This is a genomic window from Frankia sp. CcWB2, assembly GCF_977927585.1.
This window is the reverse complement of sequence record NZ_CDWRCM010000153.1, coordinates 1-10,396: the sequence shown is the minus strand read 5'-3', so window position 1 is coordinate 10,396 and position 10,396 is coordinate 1. Positions and strand designations below refer to the sequence as shown.

Below are 10,396 nucleotides of genomic sequence, written 5' to 3'. Positions count from 1 at the left end.
CATCCACACCCAGCTCCAAAACCACCACTCACCGCAAGATCACGAATCTACGTGAATGTTTACCGTAGCTGAGCAGCACAATGGCACCGGGAACCCGACGGACCATCCGAAGATCGACACGGCGACGCCGCATTCAGCTCGGATCTGAAACTACTGGATGGGCGGCAAGGACAACCACCCGGTGGACCGCGAGGCCTCGGATGATCTGACTTTTGAAGGTTTCGCGCGGCCCTACCTACCGATAACGGGGAAGTAGGGACTGCTGCATCGGCGGGGGCCGGGGGCCGCGCCGACATCGGGGCATGGTCGGATGATGGCTCGCTGCCGCCCTTGTCCGCCTGTCCCGGTCCCGGAGTTCACGGATTTCGGTTCCCACCCGAGGTGATCGTGCTCGCGGTCCGGTGGTACCCGCGCTACGCGCTGGGTTCCGTTCCGCCCAGACGATCAGCGCCGGACACGCGTTCGTGCGGAATCTTCGCCGCGGACACTACGAACCTGACGTCGACGCCGACCCGTAGGTGCGGCTGACGGCTGCCTTCGCCGAGCTCATGCGGGCGATCTGATCACCGATCCGGCCGGGTTCATCCTGCCGTACTGTCCCGCAATGCAACAGACCCCCGGGGCCTGGCCCGCACCACTCCCCGGGCAACGTTCCGGGGAACGTTGCCCGGGAACGTTCCCCGGAACGCAACACGCCCGGGCCCCATCCCTATGTACTCCTCCGGGAAAAACGGCCGCCGCGCGTGCCGTTGCCCGCATGGGATGGCGCCGACGGCGGGTCGTACGACCTCGTGGCCGCCCTCCCCGGCCGGCGCTGGGCGGGTACGCCGCCAGCGGTTTCGCGGCGCCGATCCAGGTGCACCAGCGCGGGGAGGACGACCGCTCGCACCACGAACGCGTCGAGCGCCACACCGACCGCCAGACCCACCCCGAGCAGCTTCAGCGTGCGGGACGGCTGCGCCATGACCACCGACAACGCCAGGATCATGATGAGGTTCATGGTGAGGACGACGTGCCCCACGTCGGCGTGGCCGCGGCTGACCGCGTCGCCTTCGAGCGCCCGCCAGCCTGGCGCATCGGTTTCGCGCAGTCTGCTCAGCAGGCTCAGGTTCATGCCCGGGGACAGGCCGAACCCGACGACCAGCACGAAGACCAGGATGAACGGTTCGATCGGACCAGCCTGGAGGCCCAGTTTCCCGGCGAAACGGTCCTGCTGGAAGAGCGCCGCCAGGACACCGACCGTTGCGAGGCCGCACGACAGCTCCGAAACGGCGAGTACGGCGGCAGTGACGCGCGAGGAGGCCGTGAGGAAGGTCAGCGCGCCCACCGCGAGCAGGACCACGAACACGAACATCGGCAGCGCGCCGCGGAAATCCGCGGCCATGTCGGCGAACAACGCCGCCTGCCCGCCCACGTAGGCGCGGCTCACGGTGGGCCGCAGGACCGCCGGCAGGACGTCGTTCCGCAGTCGGTGCACCAGGTCGTAGGAGTCCGTCGACCGGGGACCCGCCTGCGGCAGCACCTGGATCAGGGCCAGGCCGACTCGGGACTGTCGAACGAGGCGTACGCGTGTTTGACCCCCGGCGTCGTGTTGAGGGCGGTGACGACGTCGGTCACGGTGACGGTCCGGCTGCCCTCCCCCCGGTCGACGACGACGAGCATCGGCCCGTTGAGACCGCTGAAGAAGTCGCGGCTGACCACGTCATACGCGCGCCGCGCGGTGGCCGACGTGGGCTCCGCGCCCGCGTCGCCGCCACCGAGCCGCAGGGTGACCACCGGCGCTGCCAGGGCGACGAGCAGCACGCACGCCGCGGCCACGGCGACAGCCGGGTGACACCCCACCTGCCTGGCCCACCACCATCGCACGCCCGGCCGGTGCGGTAGGCCACGACCCGTCGTGGTCAGGGAATGCCGTCCGAGCCAGCCCAGCATCCGGGTGCCGCCGAGGACGAGCAGCGCCGGCAACAGCGTGAGGGTGACCAGGGCACTGAGCACCCCGGCCACCCCGGCCGCGAGGGCGACTCCCGTCAACGGGCCCAGGTTCAGCAGGAGCACCCCGGTCATCGCCACGCTCAGGCACACGCCACCGGAGGCCAGGGCGGCTACCGACTTCACCATCGCCTCGGTGGCCGCGTCGACCGGGCTCACGCCCCGCGCCAACGCGGTCTGCGCCCGGTAGACGACCAGGACGGACCCGCCCAGGCTGACCCCAAGGGCGATCATGCCGCCAAGTAGAGCGGCGAAGGGAGTCGTCAGGACGTAGTGGGACAGCACCGTCGTGACGGCCACGGTGGTGACGGTGGCCATGGCCGCGACGACCGCGGCGATCATGGCGGCCACCCTCGAACGCAGGGTCGGGCACAAGACCGCCAGCGCGACGGCGAGGGCGGCCAGCAGCGGTCGGATCGGGACGCCGGCCGAGGTGAGCGCGGTCGCGCCCGGCCCGCCCAACCCCACCTGAAGCTCGGGGCCGCTGTAGGACCGGGCCGTGGCCGAGACCCGTCTGATCGCGCCGAGGTCGAGTTCGAGCGCCGACGCTTTCATGATTACCGGAGCCACCGCCGTGCGCCCGTCGGCACTGACCGGTGACACACCCAGCACCGTCCTGCCTAGTGGTCCGAACGGGTCGGCGACGGTGAGTACCCCCGGCAGCTTCCCGACGTCGGCGAGCAACTCCTCGACCTGCTGGTGCACCAGCGGGTCCGCCAGCGTGCCGCGCCTGGCGTGCAGCACGATCTGTTCGGTGTCCGGCAGGACGCCGCCTGGAATCACCTTGCGCGCCAGATTCATTGCCCGCTGCGACTCGGAACCGGGAACCGACACATCGTGGCTATATTGCGCGTGACCTGCGATCACGAAGAACACCGCAGGCAGGAGGAGCACCGCCCACATGCCGACCGCGATCCAGCGATGGCGGGCACACAGACGTGCGACGCCTGTCAACGCAACGATCAGCATGGTTGGCCCTTCGTTATTTTGGACAACCTATCTCGCGGGCAAGCAACGTCAATTACTCTTTGGAGTCGAAATGAAATAACTTGCGCGTTTCGAACCCTCCACAGGCCTGTGACCTGCGATGATGCTCTCGATCACGTATTTGTTACTTCATTACGTCCCCTTTGGTGGGGCTCTTTGGTGGGGATCATCGTCCGATAATTCTAGAGACGATTCACGAGAGACCACACTTTACGGCGTTCCCGCACGCCTGGCCTCGTGATCGACCGTACCGCCACGAACTGCCCGACAACCGCTGTGACAAAATTTGTTCACCAGTTCCGGCACCACATTTTTCGGTGGCAAGAATGTGGACGGCGGTATCGGTGCCGGTCGGGGTACCCCGATGGCGGCACTGACCGGGCTGACCGGGCTGACCGGGCTGACTAGGCCCGAGCGGGCCGAGCGGGAGCTCCTCGCCCGCTTCACGGCCGAGGAGCGGGTCCCGACACGTCTACCGGCTGTAGGTGCTCGCCGGGTTCGAGCCGGGCAACCGGCGGGAGCACGCCACGGGCACCCTTTTGATCTTGCCGAGCCGGCGGCGCCCGCGAACCGCGGCCGGCGGCGAACCGGCCGATGGCCTCAGCGTCTCAGTGCGGCGGTCGGGTATCGTGAGATCATCCGCCGGCGTGGCGCAATTGGTAGCGCACTCGACTTGTAATCGAGCGGTTAGGGGTTCGAGTCCCCTCGCCGGCTCCAGACAGATGGTCTCTGACCTGCGGTTTCGCGAAATCGGAGATCATCTATTCAAGATCGAAATGGGTTTGTGTGCGCATTGTGTGCGCATTCGGCAGGGTCGCGCTCAGAACGATCATCGACGGGGTGTCGTCTTCGGGCTCCTGAGTCGGGATCCGCGGTCGCAATGCCACCTCCCAAAGCGGTTACATTCCGTCACCATCGGCCGGTCCCGTGGGCGCTGTTGCATTGCGGGGAAGCTGGACATGCCAGCGACCGGAGCGTCTGCTGATCAGACTGCTGCGGCGAGTTCGGTGAACGCGGCTGCCAGCCGCAGGTGCGGGCTGCTGTCGATCCCGAGTTCGTAGTAGCCGCGGCGGATGTTCTGCACCAAGGCGTGCCCGGCACTGACAGTTTGGACCGAACGCAGCCGTTTCAGTCCGCGCATCGGCCGGAGCCGTGCTTTCAACCGGCCATGATCGGCCTCGATCCGGTTGTTCTCCCGGGCGGCGTCGATGTGGCAGGCCTCGGGAAGCAGCTCATCGAGGAGCCGCGGGTAGACAGACGCCTTGTCGGTAGTGACCTCGACTGGCCGGCGACCTTGGGCCAGTGCCCGAACGAAGAAGCGCCGGGCAGCGGCCTGGTCACGGCGGGTGCTGGCCAGGACATCGATGACCTGGCCATGCTGGTCAACCGCCCGGTACACGTAGGTCCACCGGCCGGCGACCTTGACGTAGGTCTCGTCGATAAACCACCTGTTCCCGGGTCGGTGTCGACACGGCCGGGCCGCCTCGGCCAGCAAGGGCGTGAAGCGCTGCACCCACCGGTAGATCGTGACGTGATCGACCGCGAGACCGCGTTCGACGAGCAGTTCCTCGACGTCCCGGTACGACAGGGCGAACCGCAGGTACCACCGCACCGTAAGGACGATCACCTCGGGTGGGAACCGGAACCCCGCGAACTCCGACGCCGGAACCGGTGGACAGGCACGGCCTCGACCCGTCACTCAGCCATGACTGATCAGGATCCGCGATGCCGGACTCCGCCGATGCCACACGCCTCCGACGGTAGACTCCTGGCCATGGCCGTCGTCAGCCGCATCACCGCCGATCCCGCGATCATGGCGGGTGCGCCGGCGATTCGTGGTACCCGGATCACCGTGTCCGCGGTGCTGGGTCAGCTCGCGGCCGGCTCGACGGTCGAGGAACTGCTCGCCGACTATCCGTCGCTCACCCGCGACGACGTGCTCGCTGCTCTCGCGTTTGCCGCGGAGACAATGCCGCAAGAGCGTCCGTTCATCGCCGCATGAGGTTTCTCGTCGACGAGAACCTCTCACCGCGGGTTGCCGAACTGCTGCGCGACAAGGGCATGGACGCAACGCACGTCCTCGAGCACGGGCTTGGCGGTTCCCCGGATACCGAGGTCAGCGCGTTCGCCGTCACCGAGAGACGTTCGATCATCTCCGCCGACAGCGACTTCACGACTCTGCTCGCACTCAGCCGGGGCATCGCTCCCTCGCTGGTCCTGCTCCGGTCCGGCGACCAGCTCAAGCCCGACGCGCAAGCCGCCCTGCTGCTGGCCAATCTGCCTGCGCTGGAAGCCGACCTCGAACAGGGCGTCGTCATATCGCTCAGCACCACCCACGTACGGGTCCGTCGACTCCCGCTCCGCTGAGTACTGCTACCCCCGATCCGGCCCGCAGTCTCCGCGCAGGTCCCACACTAGACCGCAATCAACTACGTACCGTAGTCGGAGCGTCTCTGTGTCCAGAAAGTTATGTATGTCTGCCATGTCGGTGTGTCGTGCGCCGCACCCGGGCGGCCTGTGTGCGCATTGTGTGCGCGGATGCTCCGGCACGGCGCGGCATCGGCCGGCACGTTCCGGCACGGAAATCGCCCTGACCTCGGATTTTGCGGCACGGGGCGGCACGTTCCGGCATGCTCCGATACGCGGTGATTCGTCTTGTAATCGAGCGGTTAGGGGTTCGAGTCCCCTCGCTGGCTGCGCCACACTCACAGCGTGTGAAAGGCTGCCATGTACCAGCCGTCGATCGGCCTCCTGGACACCTTCTACACCACCCTTCGCGCCGGCTGCGCTCGCCTCTCCGACGGCGGGGGACCGTTCGGCTTCGACATCACTACCGCGCTGCAGGTCGACTACCTGATCGACGCCTATGGATGTGACGGCATCATCAAGACTGGCTGCTTCCTCGGCGACACCACCGACTACCTCGCCCGGCTCTACCCCACTCTGCCGATCATCACCTGCGACGTCGTCGAGGAGCACGCCGCATTCGCCCACACCCGGCTACGCGACCGGCCGAACACCACCGTGGTGACCGGCGACTCCGCGGCTGTGCTGGCGTCGCTCACCGGCCGGTTCGATCGGCCGCTGGTCTACCTCGATGCCCACTGGTACGACCGCTGGCCACTGGCCGACGAGTTGGCCGCGGTCCAGGCCGGGATCGTCGCTGTTGACAACGTCGACCTCAGCCATCCCCGGTTCGGCTACGACTCCTACGACGGGCAGCCGCTCAACGTCGCCCGGCTGGGCGGCCTCGTCGACCTGGAGACGCTGTACCTGGGCGACCCGTCCATCGCCTACCCGTACCCCTGCCTGGAAGTCGGCCGCCGCTCCGGCACGGCGTATCTACCGTTGGGCCTCGGCGCTCACCCGCTGGCAGCGGGGGGCATGTTCCAGCCGGTACCGCTGCGGCCTGCTCCGACGCTGCCGACCTGGCCGGACGGACCACACGCACCTGCCCGGGTGTCACAGGTCGCCTCGTAGCCACGCCTGATAGTCGACTTCCCACGCCTGGAGGTCGACGGCCGGCACGGCCAGCGTTGCCACCCAGTGTGTCAGCAACGCGGCGGACTATCCGTCGAGCACAGCACCACCTCGGCAGGCTGTCTCGCCTCCGGCGACGGGTCGCTCATACGGTGACCGCTCGGGCACCCAGCAGGGCCTTGAGATCCCCGAGTAGCGAACTACTCGCCTGCACCTGGAGTTCGAGCAGGAGCAGATGCGTGTTCTGCGGGCCTTCGAGACGCAGGTGCACCGGAGTTGTCCCGGGATGAGTCGTCAGGACGAGTTTGAGGTCATCGACCAGCGGTGGTGTGATCTTGTGTGACGGCAGAGTGATGACGACAGGCGGCCCGTTCACGTGCGTCGCGACATCGACCACCGTCAGGTCCTGGGCGAACAGCGAGACCGACCCCTCCCGCTCGTTGATCCTGCCCCGCACCGAGATGACCGCGTCGGTCACGAGCGCGTACGAATGGACCTCGTAGGACTGGGGGAAGAACAGCACCTCGACGGAGGCGTCGAGATCCTCGACGGTCACGATCGCCCACGCCTTGGCGGTGTTCTTGTTGATCCGCCGGTCGATCTTGCTGATGATGCCGGCGATCTGTACGGTCGTCCCGTCGTTGGCCTCGGCGAGGTCGACGATCCGGGTGTCGCGGTGGCGATCCAGCGCCCGCTCGGCACCCTCCAGCGGATGCGAGGACACGTACAGGCCGAGCATGTCGCGTTCCTGAGCCAGCAGCTCCTTTTTCGGCCATTCGGGGCCGGACAGGTCCAGGTCGAGTCCTAGCGCCGGGCTCTCCTCCTCTCCGGCGCCCCCGTCGCCGAACAGGTCGAACTGGCCGATGGCCTCGGCCCGCTTCGTGATGATCACTGCGTCGATCGCGTTCTCGTGCACATTGACCAGCACACGGCGGTGATGGCCCAGCGAGTCGAACGCCCCCGCCTTGATCAGCGAGTCGATGGTGCGCTTGTTGCACACCCCGATGTCGACCTTCTGCAGGAAGTCAGCGAACGACTCATACGCGCCCTTCCTCCGCCGGGCCGCGACTATCGAGGCGACGACGTTCTCCCCAACATTACGGACGGCCCCCAGGCCGAAACGGATCGAGTCACCGACCGCACCGAACCGCAGATCCGACTCGTTGACGTCGGGGGGCAGGACCTGGATACCCATCCGGCGGGTCTCGGCCAGGTACACCGCCATCTTGTCCTTGTCGTCACCGACGGACGTCAGCAGCGCCGCCATGAACTCGGCCGGGTAGTTGGCCTTGAGGTAGGCCGTCCAGAACGACACGACGCCGTACCCGGCGGTGTGGGACTTGTTGAACCCGTAGCCGGAGAATGGGACGAGCACGTCCCACAGCGCCTGGACCGCCGTGTCGGTGTAGCCCTTCTCCCTCATCCCGGCGGAGAAGCGAGCGAACTCCTTGTCCAGGATCTCCTTCTTCTTCTTGCCCATCGCGCGGCGCAGCAGGTCGGCGCCGCCGAGGCTGTAGCCGGCCAGCTCCCGGGCGATGGCCATGACCTGCTCCTGGTAGACCACCAGGTGGTAGGTCTCGCCGAGGATGGGCTCCAGCGCCTCGGCGAGCTCGGGGTGGATCGGGAGGATCTCCTTGCGGCCGTTCTTGCGGTCGGCGTACTCGATGTGGCTGTTGGCCGCCATCGGGCCGGGCCGGTAGAGCGCGAGCACGGCGGCGATGTCGCCGAACTTCGTCGGTGCCATCAGGCGCAGCAGGTTACGCATCGGTCCGCCGTCGAGCTGGAACACCCCGAGCGTGTCGCCGCGGGCGAGCAACTCGAAGGCCTTCGTGTCCTCCAGGGGGAGGGTGGACAGGTCGATGTCGACGTTGCGGTTACGCTTGACGGCCTCGATCGCGTCACCGATGACGGTGAGGTTCCGCAGGCCGAGGCAGTCCATCTTGAGCAGGCCCATCTCCTCGCACTGAGGAAACGGGAACCCGGTGATGATCGCGCCGTCATTGTCGCGGCGATGGATCGGCAGGACATCCAGCAGCGGCTCCGAGCACAGGATGACCCCGGCGGCGTGGACACCAGTGCCGCGGGTGAGCCCCTCCAGCCCCTGCGCGGTGTCGATGACCTTCCGAACCTTGGTGTCGGTCTCGTACTGGGCCCGGACCTCGGCGGCCTCACCGTACCGCTCATGGTTCGGGTCGAAGATCCCGGCCAGCGGGATGCCCTGGCCCATCACATCCGGCGGCATCGCCTTTGAGATCTTGTCGCCGAGGACGTAGTCGTAACCCAGCACCCGGCACGAGTCCTTGATCGCGGCCTTGGCCTTGATGGTGCCGAAGGTGTTGATCTGCGCGACGCGGTCCTCGCCGTACTGCTCGGTGATGTAGCGGATCACCTCACCGCGTCGACGTTCGTCGAAGTCCAGGTCGATATCCGGCGGGCTGATCCGCTCCGGGTTGAGGAACCGCTCGAAGATCAGCGCGTGCTCGATCGGGTTCAGCTCGGTGATACCCAGGATATAGGCGATCATCGACCCGGTCGCCGATCCACGCCCCGGACCCAGCCCGATGCCCCGATCTCTCGCGAACTTGCAAATGTCGGCGACGACCAGGAAGTAAGCCGGGAAACCCATCTTGTCGATCACGCCGACCTCGTAGTCGACGCGCTCGACCACATCGGCGGGCACGCCCGCAGGGAAGCGCCACGTCAGTCCGCGGTCGATCTCCTTGCGCAGCCAGGACAGCTGCGTCTCACCCTCGGGGACAGGGTAGCGCGGCATCCGGTCCACAAACTTGAAAACATCGTCGTAGGACTCGACGCGCTCGGCGATAAGCAGAGAGCTGTCGCAGGCCCCGGGGACCTCACTGTCCCACAGGTTGCGCATTTCCTCCGGAGACTTGAGGTAATATCCCGATCCGTCGAATTTGAAACGGGTCGGATCGTCGAGTTTTTTACCGGTGCCGACGCACAGCAGCACCTCGTGGCTTCCCGCCTGATCCTGGGTCACATAGTGCGAGTCGTTCGTGGCCAGCGGGCGAAGCCCCAGCTTGTCGCCGATGTCGAGCAGCCCCTGGCGGACGCTGCGCTCGATCGGCAAACCGTGATCCATCAACTCCAGGAAGAAGTTGTCCGTGCCGAAGACCTCCTGGTAGGTGGCCGCCGCGGTGAGCGCCTTGTCGAACTGGCCCAGACGAAGCCTAGTCTGCACCTCACCCGACGGGCAGCCCGTCGTCGCGATGATCCCTTCGGAGTACTGGGAGACCAGCTCGTGGTCCATCCGCGGCTTGCGGTAGTAGCCCTCGATCGACGCGATCGACGACAGCCGGAACAGGTTGCGCAGCCCGGCCCCGTTGGCCGCGAGCATCGTCATGTGGGTGTAGGCGCCGCCACCGGACACGTCACCACCCTCACCCGCAGGGTCGACGTCGCGCTGCGAACGCTCACCCCACAGGACAGGCCGCTTGTGATGGCGCGACTCGGGCGCCAGGTACGCCTCAATCCCGATGATCGGCTTGACACCCGCGGACTTCGCACCCTGATAAAATTCGTAGGCGCCGAACATGTTACCGTGGTCGGTCATCCCGACGGCCGGCATCCCCAGCTTCGCCGCTTCCTTGAAAAGCAAGCCCGTTTTCGCCGCACCGTCCAGCATCGAATACTCAGTGTGCACGTGGAGGTGAACAAAAGAATCCGCCGGCATCCCAGTCCCCTCTCGCCCGCAACGGCCCGCCGGTCGGAGTCTAACCCCGCCACTCAGAGCCACCAGAGAGGCACGCGGCACAACAGCCCCTAAGTGTGTTGATCCCTCAAAGATAATTCGTTGAGATCAACGGCGGATTCGTCAGCACTCCCGAGGAAGCAGCGACGCGATCAGGCAAGCTCTGCGCCGTGACCAACCACGTGCCGCGCGAGCGCGCCTCCTCGCTGTCCGCTGGTACCTGCGATA

At 66.7% G+C, this 10,396-nt stretch carries 7 protein-coding genes, 1 tRNA gene and 2 pseudogenes; 6 read left to right on the top strand and 4 right to left on the bottom strand.

The annotated features are described in order from the left end of the window. Positions 1-55: 55 nt before the first annotated feature. Together ACY45C_RS15570 and ACY45C_RS15565 are read left to right on the top strand one after the other, a co-directional pair. Positions 56-208 (top strand): annotated as a pseudogene (locus tag ACY45C_RS15570) (SAM-dependent methyltransferase); the annotation flags it as partial. A gap of 105 nt (positions 209-313) precedes the next feature. Further along, positions 314-423, top strand: a pseudogene (locus ACY45C_RS15565) (IS6 family transposase); the annotation flags it as partial. Positions 424-709: 286 nt separating this feature from the next. Here ACY45C_RS15565 and ACY45C_RS15560 read toward each other — a convergent pair. Then, entirely contained in the window at positions 710-1,522 is an 813-nt protein-coding gene (locus ACY45C_RS15560) for an MMPL family transporter (RefSeq protein WP_462188315.1), read from the bottom strand. A gap of 5 nt (positions 1,523-1,527) precedes the next feature. After that, a complete protein-coding gene (locus ACY45C_RS15555; protein ID WP_462188314.1) occupies positions 1,528-2,943 on the bottom strand; it encodes an MMPL family transporter in 1,416 nt (471 codons plus the stop codon). Positions 2,944-3,617: 674 nt separating this feature from the next. Here ACY45C_RS15555 and ACY45C_RS15550 point away from each other — a divergent pair. Beyond that, positions 3,618-3,693: transfer RNA gene (locus ACY45C_RS15550), tRNA-Thr, on the top strand. 268 nt (positions 3,694-3,961) lie between these two features. Here ACY45C_RS15550 and ACY45C_RS15545 read toward each other — a convergent pair. Next, a complete protein-coding gene (locus ACY45C_RS15545; RefSeq protein ID WP_462188313.1) occupies positions 3,962-4,675 on the bottom strand; it encodes an IS6 family transposase in 714 nt (237 codons plus the stop codon). 75 nt (positions 4,676-4,750) lie between these two features. Between ACY45C_RS15545 and ACY45C_RS15540 the strand changes: the two genes are divergently transcribed. From ACY45C_RS15540 to ACY45C_RS15530, 3 genes are all read left to right on the top strand, one after another. Continuing rightward, entirely contained in the window at positions 4,751-4,978 is a 228-nt protein-coding gene (locus tag ACY45C_RS15540; RefSeq protein ID WP_035953249.1) for a DUF433 domain-containing protein, read from the top strand. Continuing rightward, positions 4,975-5,343 (top strand): DUF5615 family PIN-like protein, encoded by a 369-nt coding sequence (locus ACY45C_RS15535; protein WP_462188312.1) that lies wholly within the window; start codon positions 4,975-4,977, stop codon positions 5,341-5,343. Before ACY45C_RS15540 ends, ACY45C_RS15535 begins: the two co-directional genes overlap by 4 nt. 360 nt (positions 5,344-5,703) lie before the next feature. Further along, a complete protein-coding gene (locus tag ACY45C_RS15530) occupies positions 5,704-6,456 on the top strand; it encodes an O-methyltransferase (RefSeq protein ID WP_462188311.1) in 753 nt (250 codons plus the stop codon). Positions 6,457-6,601: 145 nt separating this feature from the next. Here the strand turns inward: ACY45C_RS15530 and dnaE are convergent, their stop codons facing one another. Continuing rightward, complete coding sequence (gene dnaE, locus ACY45C_RS15525) at positions 6,602-10,150, bottom strand: DNA polymerase III subunit alpha (RefSeq protein ID WP_462188310.1); 3,549 nt, start codon at positions 10,148-10,150, stop codon at positions 6,602-6,604. Positions 10,151-10,396 lie beyond the last annotated feature (246 nt).

Coding starts and splice junctions, on each gene's coding strand:
- ACY45C_RS15530 (WP_462188311.1), top strand. CDS start 5,704: ATGTACCAGCCGTCGATCGGCCTCCTGGACACCTTCTACACCACCCTT.
- ACY45C_RS15535 (WP_462188312.1), top strand. CDS start 4,975: ATGAGGTTTCTCGTCGACGAGAACCTCTCACCGCGGGTTGCCGAACTG.
- ACY45C_RS15540 (WP_035953249.1), top strand. CDS start 4,751: ATGGCCGTCGTCAGCCGCATCACCGCCGATCCCGCGATCATGGCGGGT.
- dnaE (WP_462188310.1), bottom strand. CDS start 10,150: ATGCCGGCGGATTCTTTTGTTCACCTCCACGTGCACACTGAGTATTCG.